The sequence below is a fragment of the Pseudomonas sp. MF4836 genome (assembly GCF_002018875.1).
Classification (GTDB): domain Bacteria; phylum Pseudomonadota; class Gammaproteobacteria; order Pseudomonadales; family Pseudomonadaceae; genus Aquipseudomonas.
The window spans coordinates 1-21,282 of record NZ_MVOL01000032.1 but is presented as its reverse complement, the minus strand read 5'-3'; the positions used below and the strand labels follow the sequence as shown (position 1 = coordinate 21,282).

General features: G+C 53.9%; 24 protein-coding genes. 4 read left to right on the top strand and 20 right to left on the bottom strand.

The features are described from left to right. Nucleotides 1-120 precede the first annotated feature (120 nt). The 4 genes from MF4836_RS34470 to MF4836_RS34455 form a co-directional block, all read right to left on the bottom strand. The gene (locus MF4836_RS34470; protein WP_078474140.1) at nt 121-891 is read right to left on the bottom strand and encodes an ABC transporter permease; all 771 of its coding nucleotides are present in this window, start codon (nt 889-891) and stop codon (nt 121-123) included. A gap of 64 nt (nt 892-955) precedes the next feature. Further along, nucleotides 956-2,413, bottom strand: a complete 1,458-nt coding sequence (locus MF4836_RS34465; RefSeq protein ID WP_078474139.1) for a mannose-1-phosphate guanylyltransferase/mannose-6-phosphate isomerase — start codon at nt 2,411-2,413, stop codon at nt 956-958. 471 nt (nt 2,414-2,884) lie between these two features. Then, nucleotides 2,885-3,532 (bottom strand): hypothetical protein, encoded by a 648-nt coding sequence (locus tag MF4836_RS34460; RefSeq protein WP_078474138.1) that lies wholly within the window; start codon nt 3,530-3,532, stop codon nt 2,885-2,887. Between the two features lie 26 nt (nt 3,533-3,558). Continuing rightward, nucleotides 3,559-4,716: a MobA/MobL family protein gene (locus MF4836_RS34455; RefSeq protein WP_202971976.1), complete on the bottom strand. Its 1,158-nt coding sequence runs from the start codon at nt 4,714-4,716 to the stop codon at nt 3,559-3,561. A gap of 99 nt (nt 4,717-4,815) precedes the next feature. Between MF4836_RS34455 and traD the strand changes: the two genes are divergently transcribed. Together traD and MF4836_RS34445 are read left to right on the top strand one after the other, a co-directional pair. Further along, nucleotides 4,816-5,250, top strand: a complete 435-nt coding sequence (gene traD, locus MF4836_RS34450) for a conjugal transfer protein TraD (RefSeq protein WP_078474136.1) — start codon at nt 4,816-4,818, stop codon at nt 5,248-5,250. Next, nucleotides 5,247-5,465, top strand: a complete 219-nt coding sequence (locus MF4836_RS34445; protein ID WP_153050307.1) for a hypothetical protein — start codon at nt 5,247-5,249, stop codon at nt 5,463-5,465. Before traD ends, MF4836_RS34445 begins: the two co-directional genes overlap by 4 nt. Before the next feature lie 844 nt (nt 5,466-6,309). On the opposite strand, the gene MF4836_RS34440 is transcribed toward MF4836_RS34445, so the two are convergent. Next, the gene (locus MF4836_RS34440) at nt 6,310-7,662 is read right to left on the bottom strand and encodes a replication initiator protein A (RefSeq protein ID WP_202971975.1); all 1,353 of its coding nucleotides are present in this window, start codon (nt 7,660-7,662) and stop codon (nt 6,310-6,312) included. A gap of 441 nt (nt 7,663-8,103) precedes the next feature. After that, a complete protein-coding gene (locus tag MF4836_RS34430) occupies nt 8,104-8,733 on the bottom strand; it encodes a ParA family protein (protein WP_078474133.1) in 630 nt (209 codons plus the stop codon). Nucleotides 8,734-8,924: 191 nt separating this feature from the next. On the opposite strand from MF4836_RS34430, the gene MF4836_RS34425 reads away from it, so the two are divergent. Both MF4836_RS34425 and MF4836_RS34420 read left to right on the top strand, forming a co-directional pair. After that, a complete protein-coding gene (locus MF4836_RS34425; protein ID WP_078474132.1) occupies nt 8,925-9,263 on the top strand; it encodes a type II toxin-antitoxin system RelE/ParE family toxin in 339 nt (112 codons plus the stop codon). A 5-nt stretch (nt 9,264-9,268) separates the two neighbouring features. Next, nucleotides 9,269-9,592 (top strand): helix-turn-helix domain-containing transcriptional regulator, encoded by a 324-nt coding sequence (locus tag MF4836_RS34420; RefSeq protein ID WP_078474131.1) that lies wholly within the window; start codon nt 9,269-9,271, stop codon nt 9,590-9,592. A 57-nt stretch (nt 9,593-9,649) separates the two neighbouring features. Here MF4836_RS34420 and MF4836_RS34415 read toward each other — a convergent pair whose 3' ends face one another. From MF4836_RS34415 to MF4836_RS34350, 14 genes are all read right to left on the bottom strand, one after another. Further along, entirely contained in the window at nt 9,650-10,252 is a 603-nt protein-coding gene (locus MF4836_RS34415; RefSeq protein ID WP_238596262.1) for a recombinase family protein, read from the bottom strand. Between the two features lie 273 nt (nt 10,253-10,525). Beyond that, nucleotides 10,526-11,635, bottom strand: a complete 1,110-nt coding sequence (locus MF4836_RS34410) for a glycosyltransferase (RefSeq protein WP_078474130.1) — start codon at nt 11,633-11,635, stop codon at nt 10,526-10,528. A 22-nt stretch (nt 11,636-11,657) separates the two neighbouring features. Further along, entirely contained in the window at nt 11,658-12,080 is a 423-nt protein-coding gene (locus tag MF4836_RS34405) for a hypothetical protein (protein WP_078474129.1), read from the bottom strand. 61 nt (nt 12,081-12,141) lie between these two features. Continuing rightward, nucleotides 12,142-13,164, bottom strand: a complete 1,023-nt coding sequence (locus tag MF4836_RS34400; protein ID WP_078474128.1) for a WavE lipopolysaccharide synthesis family protein — start codon at nt 13,162-13,164, stop codon at nt 12,142-12,144. Continuing rightward, complete coding sequence (cysC, locus tag MF4836_RS34395) at nt 13,161-13,763, bottom strand: adenylyl-sulfate kinase (protein WP_078474127.1); 603 nt, start codon at nt 13,761-13,763, stop codon at nt 13,161-13,163. Before cysC ends, MF4836_RS34400 begins: the two co-directional genes overlap by 4 nt. 85 nt (nt 13,764-13,848) lie before the next feature. Then, entirely contained in the window at nt 13,849-15,045 is a 1,197-nt protein-coding gene (locus MF4836_RS34390; protein WP_153050306.1) for a hypothetical protein, read from the bottom strand. A gap of 49 nt (nt 15,046-15,094) precedes the next feature. Then, nucleotides 15,095-15,715 (bottom strand): hypothetical protein, encoded by a 621-nt coding sequence (locus MF4836_RS34385; RefSeq protein WP_078474125.1) that lies wholly within the window; start codon nt 15,713-15,715, stop codon nt 15,095-15,097. Continuing rightward, nucleotides 15,712-17,487: a hypothetical protein gene (locus MF4836_RS34380; protein WP_078474124.1), complete on the bottom strand. Its 1,776-nt coding sequence runs from the start codon at nt 17,485-17,487 to the stop codon at nt 15,712-15,714. Before MF4836_RS34380 ends, MF4836_RS34385 begins: the two co-directional genes overlap by 4 nt. Then, the gene (locus tag MF4836_RS34375; protein WP_078474123.1) at nt 17,484-17,810 is read right to left on the bottom strand and encodes a hypothetical protein; all 327 of its coding nucleotides are present in this window, start codon (nt 17,808-17,810) and stop codon (nt 17,484-17,486) included. Before MF4836_RS34375 ends, MF4836_RS34380 begins: the two co-directional genes overlap by 4 nt. Then, a complete protein-coding gene (locus MF4836_RS34370; protein ID WP_078474122.1) occupies nt 17,807-18,538 on the bottom strand; it encodes a glycosyltransferase family 2 protein in 732 nt (243 codons plus the stop codon). The genes MF4836_RS34375 and MF4836_RS34370 overlap by 4 nt, the downstream gene beginning before the upstream one ends. A 2-nt stretch (nt 18,539-18,540) precedes the next feature. Then, on the bottom strand, nt 18,541-19,182 hold the full coding sequence (locus MF4836_RS34365; protein WP_078474121.1) for an HAD family hydrolase: 642 nt from the start codon (nt 19,180-19,182) through the stop codon (nt 18,541-18,543). Between the two features lie 4 nt (nt 19,183-19,186). Further along, a complete protein-coding gene (locus tag MF4836_RS34360) occupies nt 19,187-19,804 on the bottom strand; it encodes a phosphodiesterase (protein WP_078474120.1) in 618 nt (205 codons plus the stop codon). Nucleotides 19,805-19,810: 6 nt separating this feature from the next. Further along, on the bottom strand, nt 19,811-20,566 hold the full coding sequence (locus MF4836_RS34355; protein ID WP_078474119.1) for a glycosyltransferase family 2 protein: 756 nt from the start codon (nt 20,564-20,566) through the stop codon (nt 19,811-19,813). Between the two features lie 11 nt (nt 20,567-20,577). After that, a partial coding sequence (locus MF4836_RS34350; protein WP_238596261.1) for an ABC transporter ATP-binding protein occupies nt 20,578-21,282 on the bottom strand: 705 nt, incomplete at its 5' end.

The following is a 21,282-nucleotide window of genomic DNA, read 5'->3' as shown; positions in this document are numbered from 1 at the left end:
CCCCGCGCGCCACAGAGAAGGACACGTCATGTAGCACCGTGGTGCTGTCGGAAGAGAACAGCCGCAGGCCATTCCTGAACGACAGTGACAAGCATTCGGCTGTAAGTGCTGGCTGCACGATCATTTGTTCAGCTCCATGGCATATAAGTTCTTGTTATGCGCCAGAAACAGCACGGCCAATACGAACAATACAAGCGCTCCGCCAAGCAGGGCCAAAAGCTCAGGCACCATCGGGGGGCGCCCGTACATAAGTACGTCGCGATACATGGATATCAGTGCGGCCACCGGATTGACATCCAGCAGAAAGCGGAACTCAGTGGGGATGTTGTCCTTGGCATAGAACACGCCGGAAGCAAACATCAGAAACTGCAGAGAAGATGAAACTAGAATCCGGAGGTCTGGCATAAATGGAATCAATCCCGCAACGAACACACCAACGCCCGCAGTAACAATCAGTTGAACCAGCGCGATCAACGGCAAGTACAGCCACAACCAACTCGGAGTGAAACCGATCACACACAGGACAGCCAGTAAGAGAAGTATCACTAGGGACTCTTTAACTAGGTCTTTAATAATCGATGTCAAAGGGAAAATTAGCGGATCAATCTTGCAGTGCTCAAGAATATGTTTTTTCTCGTAAATTGCATCAGTGCAATTCATTACGCTCTTGTTAAACCAAGTCCAGAACGTCACACCAATAATCAAAAATACGGCGAAGTTCTCTACTTGGATGCGCAGCAGATGGCCAAAGACAGTGTAATAAATAACGAGCAGAATCAACGGCTCAAGTATCCACCAAGCAAAACCTAACCGGGTCCTAGTCGACTCTGACTTCAGGCCGAGCCGAGCTCTCTCCAGCGAAATTTTCACTGACAACCAAATACCACTCATTCCAACTCCAAAAAAGTATACACAACTAAATTCCAAATATATAAATTAACTAACCACTAAAAAATTAAAATCTAACAATGTCGTCCTCGCCTAAATAATCACCACTTTGAACTTCTATCATTACCAAACTAATCAATCCTGGATTCTCAAGTCGATGCTTATGGCCAGCTGGAATATATGTCGACTCATTCATTCTTAAATACAGTTCCCGCTCACCATTAACGACCTTTGCCATACCATTAACTACAATCCAATGCTCGCTACGATGATGGTGCATTTGTAGGCTTAGGCTGGCACCTGGCTTAACTTCGATTCGTTTTATTTTGAAGCCATTGCCTTCCTCTAGGACGGTGTAAGTTCCCCAGGGGCGATGTGCAGTGCGGTGAATTTTATGCGCTTCATGCCCCTTGTTTTTGAGTTCAGCATAAATATGCTTCACATCCTGCGCACAGGATTTGTCTGCCACCAGCAATGCGTCGGGGGTGTCAATGATGATCAGGTCGTTGATACCCGCAGTCCCGATAAGGCGACCGCTACTCTGAATGATGCAGTTGCGCGTCCCGTGCAGCGAGACATCGCCGTCTATTCTGTTGCCGTTCGCATCTGGGCTAGTAAGCTCACCAAGCGCCGTCCAAGAACCAATATCACTCCAGCCGATGCTGCACGGAACAACCGCTACTTGATCTGATTTCTCCATAACCGCGTAGTCGATAGAGCTTTCTTGAATCGCAGCAAATCCTTTTGGATCGAGTTCAATTTGGACGAAACCATTGCCCTTGGCTGTGCGTGACTGAGCCATGCAGGCTTGGGTGGCTACTAGAATTTCCGGGCAGTGCAACTGCATGGCTTGCAACATTGTTTTGACCGCAAAACAGAACATGCCCGAGTTCCAATAGAAATTACCCGCTGCCAGGTACTGCTGGGCTTTGTCTAGCGAGGGTTTTTCAACAAACTGGATGACTCTATTCCCTTCAGCCTCTATATAGCCGTAGCCCGTTTCAGGTGCGTCAGGCTGAATACCGAAGGTTACCAACTTGCCACTTTCCGCCAGTGTGCAGGCGCGGCTAACAGCCTCCGCAAAGGCCATTTGGTCGGCAATCAAATGGTCGGCTGCCAGCACCAGCATGATGGCGTGCTCACCATGGTTGCTGGCCACTTGCAATGTTGCTGCTGCAATGGCGGCTGCGGTATTTCGACCCATGGGTTCCAGAATGAACGAGGTGGCAACACTCGTTTCATTCACTTCACGAAACTCGTCTTCTGTTTTGAAGAAAAGCTCACGACTCGTGACGGTCAGAACCTCGGCAACATTCGGCAGATGCGCGCCACGTAGAAAGGCCTTCTGCAACAAACTTTGGCCATCTGCCAGACGGATAAACGGCTTGGGATGCATCTCGCGTGAGATCGGCCAAAGTCGAGAACCGGCGCCGCCGCCGAGGATAGTAGGAATTAGTGTCCGCGCTGATGGACGCTTAGATATAGCCGAGGCTGCATTGTCTTCCGAATGGAAGACAATGCCCATAACACTTCCATAACAATCCATCTCTCTTCCTTGTGGTCAAACTGCCAGGTGGCCCAAGTCTATTTGCTAGCGACCTAGGAGCCCCTGTTGAGCCTGACAGTGGCGCGCTGTGGACGATGACTAACGAACGCGACGAACTGGATCGCGAGCCATTAAGACCATCACAGCCTGTTCTAAGACACGCCACCCAGACCTAAGATTGGCGCGCATATTACGCGCTTTAGCCAGCGACGATAAAAAAATCGTTCAGTAGGACAGCTTTACCATCAGGTAAATAACTCAACATCTCAGCTATCTTTGACCGTTGACACTCCCGATCTATTGTTCTGATAAATAAACTGAGGCAACAACTAGCCTGACGCAGGCGGGTGTAGTGGACTGTCAGCGCAGCCAACTCTGCCGACCTGAATGCGAGCAGGAAACGCAAAATCCGTTGCCAAATGATTGAGGACCCCTCAAACACATAAGGTCTCAATAACCGTCCACAATGATCAACGGCGTGTTTTTACCGTCAGTGGTGTGCCACGTACCCTTGCCCTGATCGCGACTCACTTGAACGCACAGCCGCCCGCCGCAGTCAGCAGTGTTGATCCTGCCCCCTCGCTTCGCCAGTGCCTCAATATTTGTCTGTAACTCGGCGCGCTCCGAGCGTAACGCCTGTATCTCGCTCCAACTTGGCATCAAGAACATCGCTAGCATCCACATCGTCAGTAACGTGGCCCCTGCGATCACAGCGCACACTGCCGCCCAGCGCCAGGTGAACCAGGCCATAGCCCCACGCAAAACCCGTTCGGCAGCCTCGGCATCACCGGCCACTTGATCGAAGCGCTGCCAAATAGGCTTGGCGGCCTTCGATAACGACTGCACCGCCGTGGCCGACACCCCCTCCAGTGCTGTAGTTACGCCACGACTGGTGGCGGCATCAGCAGCTGCCTCAATCAGCCTGGCCGCTGCCACACCAGCATTACCCATGTCGGTGACAGCCCCATTAGCTTTCGCCACCGTGCGGGCCAGCTCGCCTTGCTGTATCTCTAGCGCCGCCACCATGGCTGCAACAACCCTTTGCTGTTCCTGCGCAGCATCAATTAGGCCGTATAGCTGTAGGTCTTGCTGATTCATCACTCATCCTCATTAGGGCATCAGAACTAACCAAAGCCGGGGCCGTCGTAGTCCTTCGACTTGGGTGGCAACGTGCGTACAACTTGCTCTTGCCGAATTTTCTCCGCTGCTGCTCGCTCAACCGCTGCGGCCTGGCGCGCCTGCTCACGTTGCTGTTCCTGCTCGATTTGTACGCGCAGGCGAGCTGCCTCGGTGGCAGCCTGCTGCTCTTTGTATGCCTGATAGCCTTGACGGAAGGCGACAACCCCTTCAACGACCTGCGCATTGACCTGCGCGCGGCGCTGCCTGGCATCCTCGATGCTGATGATTTCCGCACTGACATTCGGCAGCACCTGGCGCACGGCATCGGCCGCCTCCCGTTGCTCAACACGAGCGGCCCGCCACTCCAGCACGTTCGAGCGCCCTTCTGCGCGCCACTGACTCGGTAGCTGCTTGGCTTCCGGCACCAAATCCGTACCGCGCTCAGCATGGCTGCGCATGTCGATTCGTTCGGCAAAACCACCCTGCTCTAGGTGCTGATTAGCCATCACCTCCCAGCGCCCGCGCAGGGCCACTAGATCGGCACGCCGCTCGACGGCAGTGAGCGTCTGCCCAGCATGCGGGCCATAGCCTTTACGCGCCCCTCCGTTCTCAGGAACCTTGGCGTTGTAACGCTTAAAATACTGCTCAGGGTCGCGCTCAATACCGTCGCACTGTCGTTCAGAAAACATCAAATGAACGTGCGGCTGCTCGCCGCCATCGGCAGCAGTAGGCGAATGAATCGCCCACTGATAGGCATGCCGCTCGCCAAGCTCTTGTTGCACAAAATCGCGCACCAGAGCCAACCGCTGTTCGGCTGACAATTCGCGCGGCAGGGCGATTTCCATCTCGCGATAGGTGGTGCCATTCACGCGTTCATGGGCATCGGCAGCGTTCCAAAATGCTTGCGCGCTGACCTGCGCCCAGGCGGGCATGTTGCCAGCCTCGGTGGCTTCTAGTTTTTCGCCACGTTCTAGGTATTTGGCGTACTGACCTTCGCGCGCAATATAGGAAGAGTGAGGACCGGCTTTGCCGGCCTTACCTACCTTTATGCTGAGTCGTGCGATGGCCATTAGGTGCGCTCTGTTTTTGACGTTGATTTTGTTTCTGCCGTCGGCAGACAGCGCGTTTCTTTTATTGTAGCGGAGCGTAAATAAAAGAAACAACTAAGCGCGCCTTCTAAAATTAGAAGGAAACGGCGAGATATGCAAAACCTTAAAAATTCGCGCTATGCTGAGGATACTTAAATCACACATGGAAGCATCATGCACGACGAATGGCTCACCACTCGACTCGCTTATCTACGCGGCCTTAAAGCACCCAGCGAACAACAACGCCTGCTCATTCTGATTGCCGATAAGCCAGAGCTAAGCAAAGAGGATGCCCCCAAGCTGGCTGCATTAATTCGGGCAGAAAAAGCAGCCGACCGCGCCCAAAAAGCACGCGCCGATGCCGCTCGTATTGTGAACGCCGAAAAAGCCAGCGAACGCAAAGCACGTGACCACGAGTTGTACCAAGTGGCCGGGCTTTTATCGTTAGCAGGCTTGGTCGATAAGCACACAGGCAAGCCGCTGACCGACCGGGGCGAACTGCTCGGTGCGTTACTCGGACTGGCGAAGGTTCCAGGCGATGATTCACGCCGTACCGAATGGAAGCGTGCAGGAGATGCCCTACTCACCGAACGCGAGCGCCGGCCATGAGTGAACTGATACCAGGAGCGGCAGCATTAGGGATGAGCCATTGGCAATGCGTCACGCTGATGGAAACAGCCGAGGATACCTTCTCAGCCATCACCTCTAAACTGACCTACTTGCTTGACCAGGAGAACCAAAAAGCTCAACCCGATACAACCCTGATCGCAGAATGGGAAGCCCTCGATGACGAGGTGTTCACCCTGGGTAATACCGGTCATTAGACGCTGATGTAGAAACCTATCAACGCGTCGTCAGCACCTATCAGCAGCGCAACAAAGAACTGGCCGTCATGGCTGATCGCTACAGCGCTGAAAAACAGAATTAAGTATCAGCGCAGCCCCGTAGAGGCCGCCAGAGCGCGATTAAGCCAAAAAAGCATGGCCCGCCTGTTTTACTAGAGAAAACGCGCTGAGTGACCCAGTAAGGCGCTTAATCGCCTAATTTAGGCACCGCGCACACAGGCTGATCAAAATCCCGGCCGGACTTCGCGCCACTGGGCTATTTGAGCCGAACGGCAAACGTTCAGCCGCCACGCACGCTGATTACTCGCTTTCGCGTAAGGCATGCCCCCGCAAATATTGAAATTCAGAGTGGACAGTCGCGCCACGACTAGGAAACAGTTTCTGGCCGTAGGCCAGGCATTCAGCGGTTGATTTTGACTTTTACCGCAAACCCGTGCCCATAAGGTCGTGAGGGATATCGGATAGTCGTGCCGGGAGCGCGGAACGCGCTTGGGAAGAGCCTGACCGCTTGCGGGCAGTCATCATCGAGGCCGGAGCGAAGCTTCGGGGCGTAGGACGCGAAGCGGCCGGAGGGTAGGAGCTTTTGGGCAGTGTTCTGTTAAAGATTTATAAAGTTAAAAACCGCGCGCGCGCGTTACGCCATTGCATTTTCATCATAAGCATTTGATACGAAAGGTTTTTTTTTGAATCGCTGTCAGCGATATAACGAGTCGATGCGTCAGCGATATAACGAGCTTCCCCATGATTATCGTCAGCGATATAACGAGCTAATCCACAGGCTCTCAACCTGTCAGCGATATAACGAATCTACGCCAGAAAGGCGCTATGGGGTCTTGATCGCGCTGGAGCCAATGAGCCCTTGCAGGCTCCTCGCATGGAACGCGACTTGGTCGGCTTCGCGGCTGTAAACCATTCGATACTCAGGCAGCGTATCGGCGTCGATGATTTCCTGAACCTGGTTACGGAAGGCTCGAATATGGCTTTGTGCCCCGCATTTCTCACGCAACAGCTCCAAACCAATTTTCCAGCTTGCTTGCCTACCGCAATGCTTCCTGGCTAGCTCATACAAGCGTCGTTCTAGGGGCTTGCGCAGCCTGAAATAGTCACCGTGGATGGTCAGCACTTCATGTGCATGAATTGCGTTATAGAGCCACTTGGACATGGTGACTTCCACGGCAATCATGCGTTCATCCCCAGGTGATCGCTCAACAATCGTCCATGAATCTAGAATCCCGAATGCTTCCTTTACACGCTTTTCGCCGGTTCTAATGTCTGTTTTGATCGTTGTACCCTTGAGCCTATCGAGCGCCCGCTCAAAACGCTGATACTCGACACCGCCCGTTGGCTTATTGGTTGCGACTAGGTAGTTATGCACCGTAAATCGCACGGCCCGGCTTTGCGCATCAGGGCGCTCGCGGTTCAACGCTTCCGTCATCTGCGATGTGACGAAGATCAGCACATCTTTGTCGTGCTGAGTGGCTCTACCGTACTTGACCGAGGGTGACACCTCGATGTGCTTTGTACCGTCCTTGCTCGTCCACTCCCAAGGAGTCAGATCCTTCTGTGTTTTAAGCGAAAACACCGGGGCTTCCATCGTTGCGTGATCATCCTTGAGCGAATAATCCAAAATGTCCGCAACGAAAAAGTCTTGGTTCGTATAGCGAGCAGGCAACAACTTGGGACGCTCGCGCTTCTCACTCTTATCATCTTCGACCTTTGCCACGTCGGCAGGCGCACACCCTAGGCTCGGATCAGGCTGAAGATCGCCAAACAAATCAGGCGTCATCGAACGACTTGCTGCCCGCCGCCGCATCGCTTCGATCTTCGCCAGTAGGGGGCCACCACTCGTAGGCTCAACATCAATAGTCGATGGTGTGCTCAGCGCTTTAATTTGCTCGCGAAGGGCCTGTCGCTCAATAGCGTGATGATTTCTGCTGACGGCCAACGCGTCGATGTCACCCTGTAGTTCAAGAATTTCTTGTGCCGCACTCGCGCTGTCAGGTGAAACATCAATGATTCGCTGGTAACGAACTTGGATCGCTTCAAGATTCGCGATTTTTTCGTCGTAACTAGCGATAACTCCCAGCAGATCGGCAAGCTGTTTTTCTAAAGCGTGCTTCATCTCATCCACTGACAGCAAAATCGTCCCCTCATCTGGAATCGCCTTCAATTGCATCGAGCCTCTTCACGCCCGCCCCATACGCATGCCGATAGCAACCGAGCGGCGACCCGCGCAGCCAGTTTTAATAAAAGCATGCTGCTAGATTTTTTAAAGCAATATTAAAGATAGCTGCAATCTTGCTGCTAGATTGCAGCTATCTTTTTATACCATTTGCCTCATACGCATCTAAGGCTCGCTCCAATACTTCGACCAGCAACAACCCGTCACGCTCAGCTATATCGCGCAGACGCTCGTCAAACTCAGGACTTATACGAGTTGCGAAAGGCATAGTCCGATTTGTCCGCCGGGCGCTTCGTCCATCACGTCGAACCTTAACCTCCTGTTGCTCCGGCAGCGCTACAGGAGCTAGCTCTGGAGCATTGAGATTTGGGCTGGCCTCATCAAGTGATGGTGGTGTACCTAGCTTGTTTTTAAGTTTGGATAGGTTCGCCATCGTTATCCCACCACTCGATCTATTAGCGATTGCAACAGCACATCGGCTCGCTCGTTTAACCGCGCATAACGTGTCTCTGTAACAGAGTGCCCCGCGTTTTGTGCCTGCCTATAAGCTGGGCGCTCGAATAAGCACCCATCCAACACGCTATAACCCGCATCTTTTAAATACCCGCGTGCTTCGACTTCTTCAGCATCAGTACCGATACGGTTCAGTGCAAACGCCAAACGTTCTGCCGGAATACCAGCCTTCACCAGAGCGTGAAACTCACGCACTGCCGGGCGCAGATCATCCAGCGAAGCACCTGTAGGCTGTACAACGAGACTGGCCGAGCGGGCGATTTCAAGCGTTGCTTGGCTGGTTCGCGCCGGCCCATCAATAATCAGCAAGTCGAATCCATCTGCAACGGCAAGCGCCTGTGCTGCAGTAGCAAATGCTTCCACCGATACGACCGGCTCAATCCCTGCGCTCAGCCGCATCCTGTGCCAGTCCACCGAGGTGCCCTGCTGTGTATCGAGATCAGCCACCTTCACCCTCAAGCCTCCCGCAGCAGCCTCTCTAGCGAGCGCGCGCGACAGTGTTGATTTCCCAACTCCACCCTTTTGACTAACCAGCGCAACAACGGTAGCCATAGCCTCTCCGAACAGAAAAAAGATTGCAGCAAGATTGCAGCAAGGTAGCTGCTATCTGTATAGATTGCAAAAATAGCACTCTAGCTGCTGGATTGCATCCAGCAATAAACCAATCGGCTACGCACAAGCCTAAGCATTGACGCACAGGGCACAATGTTGCCAATCAGTAACCTATTAGTTACCATTAACCAATGACTATTACCGTTGAAGAGTACTTGAGCGTCGGTGGCGTCAGCCTATTTGAGCGCTGGTTTACGACTCTTGACGCCCAGGCAGCAGCCAAGGTTTCCACTGCCATCATTAGGATGGAGATGGGCAACACATCCAACATAAAGTGGTTCGATGGCCTTGGTGAATACCGCATCGACTGGGGGCCAGGTTACCGCCTCTATCTTATGCAGGAGGGTAAACGCCTAATCATCCTGTTTGGCGGCGGCACCAAAGCTAGCCAAAAAACCGACATCAAGCATGCAAAGGCTCTACTAGCCGAGTACAAAAGCCGCAAAATTGCGGCAAAGCGACCGAGGTAACCAACATGGCTCTCACCCGCAGCTTCAAAAATACCGTGACCCAGCGTGCGCAGCGCGACCCTATATTTGCCCAGGCATTGCTCGACGAAGCAGCCACCCTATTTCTCAATGGCGAGCCAGAAACCGCACGAGTGATCCTGCGCGACTTGGTTAACGCTACCGTTGGCTTTGAGGGGCTAGCCAAAGAAACCGCAAAACCTAGCAAGAGCTTGCACCGCATGCTGTCCGTTAGCGGAAATCCAAGCATGGACAACCTTGCCGCCATCTTCGCTGTCATACGCTCAAAACTAGGCGTCGACATTCAAGTGCATGCCGTGCGCGCAGCCTGAAATTACACGGATGAATGCGCTAACCAAAGTAAGCGGCACAGCCGGAATCCTTCCGTTTTAAGACAAATTGGCTTCAGCCATCGCCCGATACAAGGTGCTGCGGTTCACCTTGAAAGCCTTGGCCACAGCTGTAACGGTCGCACTGGGCTGCTGAAGCATCAACTTTGCCGCATTCAACTGCGCATCGGTCAGCGCACGTGTGCGCCCGAACTTGACCCCGCGTGCCTGGGCGGCCTTTCGGCCTGTAGCGGTACGCTCCAGGATCAACGAACGCTCAAAGTCAGCAATGCCCGCCATGACGGTCAAGATCATCTTGCCCGCCGGGCTGCTGGTATCCGCCCACGGCTCAGCCAGTGAAAGCAGACCGGCCCCCAGCTCGCGCAGCCGCTCCGCTATATCCAGTAAGTCGCGGGTGTTGCGCGCCAGTCGATCCAGCCGGGTGACGACAACCGTGTCGCCATGGCGCAGGTGACTGAGTAGGGCATCCAGCTCGATGCGCTCACGCTTGGCCCCGGAGACCTTTTCTTCAAAGATTCGTATGCAGCCATGAGCTTTCAGGACGGCCCGCTGATTCTCCAGGTTTTGCCCCTCGGTGGAGACGCGGCAGTAGCCGATCCTGGGGCTGGTGGCGATTGATTTCATCGCATCCACGTCACTCATACTGTCACCCATTACGTTGCAAAAATCGTCGCAAATTATCAGCCGATAACGACGACTTTTGCCACACCTAGAGCGCGCATGTCTAGGCAGGCGCAGCGACTGCCGCAAAACTTAGGAGTTAAGCAACAACTGACTTAGCTGCGCTAGAGGGCATGCTGCGCCCCAAGATAGTCCAGCGCAGAACTGTTATCCCAATGTGCAGAGCGAGTTAAAGTCGGCCAGGAAAATAAAACCCACTATATGAGTAGCAATGTGACGAACCTTTCTGGTCGATTATCGGGTAAGGACCCTACTGTACAACTCAGAGTACGCAAGCCCCATGCGCTTGGCGGTGAATAGTTCTAGGTAGCGGAGGCGGGCGGCCTGACCAAAGCGTTGCGCTAACTCATCGTCATCCCACAATGTCTGCATGGCGCTTCGCAGTGCTCTGGCATCGGCTGGCGGCACCACGATACCAGTGTGACCGTTCTGGTTGATGTAGCTCGTACCTGTACCGATCTCACTGCAAATCAGCGGTTTCCCCAGCATTGCCCCTTCTAATAAACCAATGCCAAAAGCTTCAGAACGTAGGTGCGAGGGGAATATCACGGCGTAGCAGGCTTCCAATAAGTTGATCTTATCCTGCTCGTGGACCTGCCCGATGAAATGCACATTATCCAGCCCGTTCCGGGCAGCCATCAGCATCAGCTCCTGTTCCATGGGGCCGGCACCAACGATGAGCAGGGGCCATGGAGCATCTTTCATCGCATCCAGGAGAAAGTGCAATCCCTTGTAGTAGCGCAGCACGCCAACGAATAAAAAAAATCGCTCACCATAGAGTCGCCGCAGGTTCTCCACAACTTCGGGATCCGGAGCGGGATAGAGGGATTCGTCCAGTCCGATGGGAATCGATAGGGCTTTGTCTCTGTAGCGGTGCAGCACCGTCGAGCTTTCTAGGTAATTCGGGCTGGTCGCCGCGATGGCGTCGACCCGCCCAAGGAAAGCATGCATCAGTGGACGATACATCTGTAGCAGCACCTTCTGGCGCACGATGTCGGAGTGATAGGTCACCACGCTTGGCTTACCGACCCCTTTTAGCAGATGAACAATATCCATGAAGGGCCAAGGGAAGTGGTAGTGGATGACATCAGCTTTTTTCACCAGATGCGCGAAATCCGCAAACGCCGACAAGGAGAACCCGGTCGAGGCAACATGCAGATTCTGCCGAGTCTGGACCAGTCGATAGCTGGGAGTGTCTATCGGCGGCTGAGGCTCATCCGCTAGGGAGAGCACTGTGTTCTCGCAGCCCAGAGCGGCCGTCGCGTGAGTCAGATGCCGGATGAACATCTCGACCCCCCCGTACTGCTCCAGCCCGAAGGTCTTATAGAAGTGCAAAACTCTCACGAGAAAAATACTCTCAGGGACATCAAGCGTCGACCGAAAGTTGAATCCACAGTCCGTCGATTTTCTGGATCGGACACTGGTCGTTGTAATCGTTAATTTCGGTACGAACCGCGGTCATGGCCTTGGGATTGTCCACAGACTTGGTGAAGGTGATCAGGCCGCAGTCCTTGATCCCTACCGTCAATGGGTTGACTTCCGGAAACTGACCTGGCTCAACTGAGAAACCTGGGTAGCCGCTAGTAACCATCTGAACCTGGCCGACGACACGAACGAGTTGTAGTCGTGTCTCACCGCTAGGTAGCCGAATAAAGCGCAGGTATTGCCCGCTATCCCGCGGCACCTCGGCTGGCTTCTGTTTGGTAACGGCCTGGGGAGCGGGTGCGGCGGCCTTTTCACAACCACCGAGGGTCAACAATACGGCGCCAATGACGAACAGTTTGTTCATTAAACGATGCTCCTAGTGATACTTTCGAATAAATTGATTGCACAGCTCTTGCTGTGCGGACTCAGGCTCGCCATGCGCCCGTGAGGTGTCTATAAAGGTCTCGCGCGGCGATAGCTGTCTTCGGAGAGAAGGAGAACAGCAGCAGCGAGGCTACCGAAACCAGCCAGCGATGGCGAAACCAACACAACACATACTTGTTCAGCAATAAATGCGCATAGCGCAACGCCCTATGTCGTGGCGACCGATGCGACCTCATGTTGTTCACGTCGCTCTCAGTGAGAATTGACTCGGGGACGTATGGGCGACTGAGAAATCGTGCAGGCGGCATCACGCCGAGGCTCTGCCAGTCATAGACCTCGAAGTTGTCCAGCAGCAGATCTTCCCAGGCGCTGAACAATTTGAAGGTAGTGTGCGAGATATGCTCGAGGTCGAGCGAAAGACCGCTCTTCTGTGCAAAACGCAGAAATATTGCCTGTTCGGGCAACAGGCAGAACGAGGTAAAGCCCTGAAAAGTGCCGAAGGGATTGGTACGCGGACCGTTCTGCAGGTAAACGAAGTCTTCGGGCAGCAGTCCGATACCCCAGAGCTTGCGCATATCCTCGGTACGACCGTACTGGAGCGTATCGGGCAGGTGGAACAGATAGGGTACCTTGCAGGGATTGCGCAGGAACAGGTTGGACACACCGATCCTGCGACTGAACAGCTCAGCCGGCGCCGCGTCATTAGCGAGCGAGGCGACTCGGTCAAGCAGCGAGCCATTGACCAGAACATGGTCGGTTCTGAGCTTGATGCTGTACTTCCGGGTTGCCCGCTCAAGTCCGCTTGCCATCGAGGAGATCAGCTTGTTGACGTTATTCTGGCTACCATTGACGTCCACGTAATGGTGCGTTGGTACGACCATGACCAGCGTGACATCTGCGAACGTGAGCTTAGGCAAGTCATCATGAGTGGAGAGGATAATCTGGGTACCAGGCAACCACCGGCGTACCGACTCGATGGCCAGTTCCGCGATATTCACAGCGCCCTCGAATACCGGCCCCTGAATTACCACCGAGATATCCCGTGAATAGAGCTTGGCCGTCATGAGTCGAGGTTCTCGCAGAAATCCAACAAGCGCTGGACTGCGTCGGCCAGAGGCACACTGCAGGTATCGACGCTTATTTCCGGCGCTACGGGCTGCTCGTATGGGGAGTCCACGCCCGTAAGGCCGCAGAGCAAGCCTTGACGAGCCTTGCTATACAGCCCCTTCGTATCTCGCGTCTCACACGCCTTGAGCGGTGTGGACACATACACTTCGACAAACTGCTCCGACTCGAACAGCGCACGTACACGCTCTCGATCGCGCTGATAGGGAGAAATAAAGGCGCACAGTACAATCAGGCCAGCATCCACCATCAGCTTCGCTACTTCTCCAGCACGGCGAACATTCTCCGTCCGATCGACTTCGGACATGCCAAGATCACCACACAGGCCGTGCCGAACGTTATCACCGTCCAGCAGATAGGTTTTTTTGCCTGCCCTGTGAAGTTCAATTTCCAAAGCATTGGCCAAAGTCGACTTTCCTGCGCCCGACAGCCCGGTAAACCAGACGCATAGACCTTTCTGACTCATCGATGCCGCGCGCATCTGCGAGGTTACTCGGTGCTCGTGCCAGCGTACGTGGCTGTTTAGCTGTATCGACATATCTATCTTTTTGCCTTGCTTAGCTGAAATTTTACACTGCTTATATCGATTTCACCGCCAGTACCTCGTTCCAGCTAACCGACACTCATGTCTCAAAGGCAATGGATCGAATCATGAGTCCCAGCTCTCGGTTATCCGCCGAGATACCCAAGGTGGCAGGGTTTCTTGGATTATCGATGACAATTCGCAGCGTGATCGATGCTGATTGCTGCTGGGCATCCGGCGTATCAAAAATGACCAAGTTGTTTCCACCGTTCGATTTGCCGAGTTTGAGCGAGGTCTTGCCGATCAACCGATCATCCAGATACAGGCTGAAGCTGGTTCCTACTCCCTGAATGGTCAGCCCCCACGAAATCTCCAGAGTGGTATGAAGCCGCCCACTGAAAGTCGTCTCTGGGGTGAAGCAAATCGTGGCGACTTCACCGCGAGTCCACGAACCGTCTGCTTCTGGGGCATAGAAGCCATCATAAATGTACTTCCAGCCATTCCCCTCGGTAGTCAGATCAATGCACTCGCCATGCGCCAAGGGATAGCCGATCAGGTGGGCTGCGTTGATTTTCGCTGCAGCATCATTTCTCCAATCAGTGATATCGAAGAGTCGGTTAATAGCATCGAAGGTTTTCTGCCCTGAGGGCGCATCGAGGAACTTCGGCGCCGGTAGTCGCTCGCTCGCGCTGATATCGGCCAGGTCAAAGTCCGCTTCGATCTGAAGAAAATCGGCGATCCGCTGTGCTATCAGGCTATTTTCGCTCTGCCTGAAGTCCTCATAGAGAAGCCACAGGAAGCTCGCATGCGCATGCTCACTGACGGCGTAGTTGAACGAGTGAAGCCAATCACAGAATGCTCGCTCCGGATCCTCCGACAAGGTACCGTCATCCTTAACCGTATAGGAGTTCACCACGCTGATCGGGTTTCTGATGATATTAATTTCACGAACATCCATACCAGCCGGATACACAGCCTTTTCCCAGCGCTGCAGACCTGGGAACTTCGTTCCGATGATCGACGGGGATTTCTTGAACACAATGGAGAAAATCGACTCGATGATCGGGATATGGTCACGCTCACGAGTAATGATCGAGTCTTCGTAGAGGTGGCTATTACCTAACGAACTGTGAAAATCCTGATTTCTGAATAGCAATTCTATCGGGTCAAAGAAATTCCTAGTGTAGTGTTCGTGCAGAACGGCAATGTTCTGACTCTTATTCAAGGCAGAACCCAATGCCGTAGTGCCGCTACGCGGGCAACCCGTCACATTGAGCCAAGAGAGTTTTTTATTCATAGCTATCCCAGAAGTAAAATACCGAAACGGTATCCCCTATTTCAGTCACTCATATCTTGGCGCGGATAATGCGATTGTAGAAGAAACGCAGTATTTCCCTAAGCTTGGAGATCGGCCAGATGATGGGATAAAAGCTCGAATAACCCTTCTCCGCTACCACGGACAGAAAAAGCATGTTGGTCTGCGCCGAAGTGGAGGAAAAACTTCTCCCTTCCGGCAGCACGTTAAACGCTGTATTGCAGGTGCGCAGGTACAATGGCAGCTGTACCCGGGGAATCACAAAAGCTAGCTTCAATTGACGAGCCGGCGGAAACATAAAGAGGCAGGTCGCCAGCTTTTTTACGAAATCCTCGCAGGTGTAGAACTCATGCTGTCCGAAGTCGATCACTAACCATTCGTGCGCAAGGGCACCGAGTTGTTCGGCAATACGGTTGGTTGCAAGCACTACCTTGCCGTCGACGACGCCGCCCCTCTCATGGACGAAGTCATCTAGCCGGAAGCCCTTGAGGGAAACGGGATCACTCGACCTATCCGCAGGGAGGTTGTATAGGCTGTCCACGGCAATGATACTGTTTCTAAGCGCATCCTCAGTCTGAATGGCGTTCAGACTCTGCACGAGACTTTCGGCACCAAACGGCTCAGCATCACGGGCGACTACGAATACGTTCACTGGCTGGCCTTCGCGTAGGAGTCAAAGGGTGTCGAGTTGTATATGGCGCGCACGCACTCTTTCAGGCTGGTAAAGTAGAAAAAATTACCGTTGTTCTGGTACAGACGTAGTGCCGAAATCAGAACTCCGGGCAGCGACAGGACTCTGCCGTGGAAATACTCCAGAGGACTATCGAAGAACCAAGTCTGCACTGTTCTCTGCCTTATCATGCTGCGAATCGGCCAGCAGTCGACGATAAAATTGCGCTTGGCATCTGCCGGGTTTTTCAGGAACCTTTGTTCGTACTCGGCGCGCAGACCATCCGGCAATTGATCCAGCAGCACCAGTTTCTCGAAATCGGTGATGAACTGCCGGACCGAGGCCAGGTCATTTGGGAGCGAGGCATGCTGTATCAACGTACTGATAAGCCGAACCCAATGTCGTGCGCTGATGTCCTTTATACCGGTGGGGATCGCCGTGGCGGTTTCATCCGAGACGTACTTGCTGGCGAACTGCTGGAGCCTGTTCAGCGCTGCTGCCGGACTCATGCGCAGCAAGGGCTTCTTCGGCAGAAGGGACAGATAGTTGGGTGAGGCGGACTTGATCGCACCGTTCGCCGTCTCGATATAAGCGCTACCACCAAGCACTGCCCGCGAGGTCACTGTCTGAGTGATGCCATGCGGATTGACCCGGGTTGGAACACCCTGCTTGGAGCTGCGGATTCCGTGCTCGATATCTTCGTACTCGACCCATAAAAGGGACTCGTCGAGGGGGCAGCGATTCCACACCTCCTTGCGGCAGATATATAGGCTACCGGTTGGATAGGAGATGTCTTTGTTGTAGCGAATCGGGCTGGCGAAGCAGAAACCCGAGCGTTCGAGCTCGGTGAAGGTCGACGGCGCAACCGTCACGGCTGCCTGACTGGTACGGTGTAGGCCCTTGATGCCACTGCCCATCTCGTTCACCGACATGCCTAGGTCGGAGTAACGGCGCGGGTACAGGCAGGCGCGATTGTCAAAGAACATGCTCTGCAGCGTCATCAAAGGATAGCGCGGCCCGAATCGGCGGACCATCTCGCCGAAGTGGCTCGGCAGAAACACCCGGTCATGCAGGATGACCAGGTTGTTATAGCGCGCTTCTTGGGCCAGGCGATTCTTCTTCTTGCAGATCTGTACCGGCGGTGCGGTGATATCCTCACCGACGATGCGTACCTGGTTGAAATAACGGAAATTTTCCCCCGGCCTTCCGCACAAGAGGATTTCCTTATTAGGGATATCCAGCTCCAGAATACGCTTGACCACAGCGTTAAGGATCGTGGCGTCCTCTGGCCCTACCGGAATGCCGAAGGTCCAACTGTCCAAGTCATCGTCGGCCTCCGCCGGCAACTTGGCGGTCTTCTGGTAGGTGACGCGGGTGGCGCTGCGCTCGGTACAGGTGAGTGCACCCTTGAAGTAGTCACGATCCAAGTAACTTTCTACAGGCGCGTCTTCGATGAGCGTCAGGCTCTGGCCTGCCTCTAGGAAATGCACCGCATCCCAAAGCAGCAGCGGATTCAGCGGCGAATCGCTTTGTACGCCATAGAAGCAATACGAGCCAGCTCCGTAGATATCCAAAGGCCGCTTAGCGGCATGCAGCTTCTTGACGGTGACATCAGGCCGGCCGTTTTCGAACTGACGAAAAGAGAAAACATGCTGGCAATTCGATGGAAAGCTCAGATCGGACGGAATTGCACGCAATTGTTTGGGAGCAAGGTAGCCGAGTTTCTTGTCATGCTGGAACTGTATAGTCTTCATGCTTCTACGAAATACTTGTCGTTCAGAGCGCCGGGGACCTTGACCACAACGGTCACTGCATCTGATATCGCTTTGAAGGCAGTTACGTCGCCTGGTTCGAGCACCACGATCTCACCGGCACCCCAGGTCTTGCCGCACATCTCGACCTCTCCGGACAGTACCAGCGTAATTTCAGTAGCAATCTTGTGGTAATGAGCGGCCTCGGCATCACCAGCTGTGTAAGGCTTTACTGCGACTTCGCAGGCTTGCGTGCTGAACGCGGTGGGCGTAAATCCACCGACAAACCAGCCCTTGACCATGTCTTTCAGGTTGGCGGAGTTCATCGAACACCTACGTTTTCAAAGGCCTGGAGCTGGCGGGAATTTTTCAGGGGATGGTATTGGCTCGGATCAACACGATAGGTGCCGATCTTCTTGTGCTGCAGTACCAGTTCGTTAAGCGCCGGGGCAATGTAGAACGCGTCGTTAGTCTTGACGTCCTTGCGGATCATTTCCTTCACTGCCTCGACGAACACGGCACCCTTGTCGAACCAGTACAACCCGGCCACAGCATGGTTGCTGATCGGGTTTTTCTCTGCGGCCTCGACGACGCAGCCTTCTGCGTTTTTACGCACAAACGAGTAACGTGGGTGCAGCGACTTGAAAACCACCACGCCGGCATCGCACTGTCCATCACGAAAACCCCCGACGATATCTCGCAGCGAGCAATCCAACAGTTCGTTGCAGTTTAGAATCAGCAACTCGTCATCGTTATCGATACTTTCCGCCGCCAGAAGTGCAGTGCAGGCAGCACCCATGGTCATCGAATGCACCACATGAACGTTGGTCGTTGGGGACATCTGGTGCAGCATGTTGCGTAGGTGATACTTGGCCACATCGGCCTTTGGCAGCATACAAACGATGCGTTCTGGCTCCAATTCCAGGCACTTCTCGACCAGATTCTGGATCAGCGGAATGCCATCATGCTCATATAGATAATCCGGATAGTTGCTCTCGGCCTCAGCCGATACACCTTCACCACTAGCGAGCAGTACGATGTTCAACTTGCGCATACTCAGGCCTCCTGCCGGCAATTCTGGCCGTTGATTTCTTGGATTCGGTTCGTGATATTTTCTAGGTTCACGTCCTCGACATTCTCCACGACCAGTACGTGCGCGCCCGAAGCTCTGGCTGCACGGATGCCGTTCTCATTATCTTCAACAATAAGACACTCCTCAGGCGAAAGGCCGAAGGAACGGATGGCAAGGGTATATATATCCGGCGCTGGCTTGGGGTTTTCTACGTCCTCATTGGATAATTTCAGGTCTAGATACTGGTCTAGACGAGCTTTCTCCATCATCATTCCGACAGTATTGCGGATGGAATTTGAGGCCACCGCGAGTTTGTAGCCCTGCTTTTTCAGCGCCGAGAGGGCGTACTGGTGGACGAAGGTCGGCTTACAAAGCCCGTAGACGATTTCCATCGTGTACACCTGCTTCATCTCGTTGATGAAGCTGTGCAACTCGACCGGCAGATCGAGCTCGACGCTGAGCATGCCAAGCTTGCGCGAAGTCGGCAGGCCGTCGTAAGTAGTCAGATGATCGTGTCGGCTGATGGTGTAACCAAACAGGTTAAGTGCCTTGTTTAGAGCCTCATAATGCCAATCCTTGGCTTCGATTAACACTCCATCCATATCGAAAATTACTGCTTTAATCATGAGGTCATTCCTTGAAAAAAGATCGGCCGGCTTCGGGCAAATCGGTACACAACGTCAGATTCTCGGCCCCTTTAAACTCACCTAGAAGGCGCCATAGCGGCAGGTGATCACGACCATGCAGTTCCGATGACACCACACATATCTGCTTGCCCTGAGCCAGCAAGTCGGCCAACTGGGTGGATGAGTACCATTCGGGACCAAAGCTATCCAGCCAGATGCCGTCCGCCTCATTCAGCCAGGCGGGAGTTGGCTCCACTTCGCTCAGACGGGTATAGGTACATACTTTGCTGGCCAAGTAGCCACGCATGTCCGGAACGGCCATGTCGAAGACGAACCAGTTGCTGTGGCCATGGCCCTCGAACATCGCCTTAAGCGGGGCGCACAGACCATCAGCCTTGATGTTTATAGCCAGGGGGAGGTTGCGGCCGGCCATTATCGCCAGCAGGTCGTCCAGCAACATCTCGCTGCCGTCAGGCATATCATGAGAAATGACTAAGCGGCCGGACACGTCACGGACATCCGTTTCGGTTCCAAAGCCCAACTCGAAGGAGCGCTCGAAAGCGATCCTCTGGTTACGTTCGGACATCTCAAGCCAGTAGCCGCGATGACTGATGATCTGCATGATGGATCAACGTCCTATAGTGGCGCTATGACTGACCGGCAAGCTGAGGAAAAGGTCGAGATCTGCAGGGATACCTAGTCCATACATGCCCGCGCCCTCCGAACCGATGCTGTGGTGGATGATCAGTGCATCGTCCGCAATCAGCTCATTGTAGGCCGGTGCGACGTAGAACTCACCATTAACGCGCAAGCCCTTGTCGAACATCGACTCGATTGCGGCGATCAACTGGCGACCGCTACGGAAGTTGTATATCCCCACGGTGGCTTCGTCAGAAATCACTTCCTTCTCGATCACACGATTGATACGGCCATCATCGGAGAAACCAACAAAGGACCACTTAGGATCGTCCGCTTTCATGGTCATAATCAGTCCGTCAGCATCCCGCGCCTGCATGGTTCTCAGGTAGCCGTTAATGTCAACATCAACATACTGGTCGCTGTTAGCGATCATCACAGGGTCATCGGTGGCGATCAGTTCCTTTGCGGCATAGACCGTGCAGGCTGCACCCTCAGTTAGACCGTTCAACTCGAGGATGACGCAACCTGGGGCCCACGCCTGCAGCTTATCTCTCAGGCCGTAGGCTTCGACGTGCGCAGCTTGGCAGATAAAAATAAAGCGGTGCTCGCAGTCCGGAGTAAGGTTGTCGATGACGACCTTGATCATCGGAACCGAGTGCACAAGAATAAGCGGCTTCGGGTCCTTGTATCCCGCGACTGCGAATCGGCTGCCAGCGCCGGCCATTGGAACTACTATGTTGAGCATCTGTTTTTCCTTCACTTACGCAGTATATATTTGTCGTATGCATCCATAACTTCGCCGGCCGGGCCGAGCATCTGAACTCGACCTTCCTTGAGCCAGCACACACGGCTACAAAGTTCTCTGACTCGACCCGAGTCATGCGAGACGAATACGACGGTTTGGTTGCCTGCCATCATTTCCCGCATGGTGGATTCGGCCTTCTCGCGGAAATGGCCATCTCCGACGCTGAGCACCTCGTCCAGAAGAATCACGTCGGGGCGCGAAAACTTGGAAATAGCGAAGCCCAAGCGCGCCTTCATGCCTGTGGAATAGCTGCGCACCGGCACCGAAGCGGAGGCGTCGAGCTCTGCGTAATCGACAACCTCGTCGGAAATTTCTCGCATGCGCTTGCGGCTCAGCCCCATCAGCATGCCGCTCAAGACGATATTGTCGCGTGCATCGAGGTTCTCATCAAAACCAAGTTGCAGATTGAGCAGGGAAACGCTCGAAACAGACTTGCTAAGACGGCCACTAGTAGGCTGGTAGATGCCAGCGAGCACCCTCAGTAGCGTGCTCTTACCAGCACCGTTACCTCCGACGACCCCAAAGGTTTCCCCGCGCGCCACAGAGAAGGACACGTCATGTAGCACCGTGGTGCTGTCGGAAGAGAACAGCCGCAGGCCATTCCTGAACGACAGTGACAAGCATTCGGCTGTAAGTGCTGGCTGCACGATCATTTG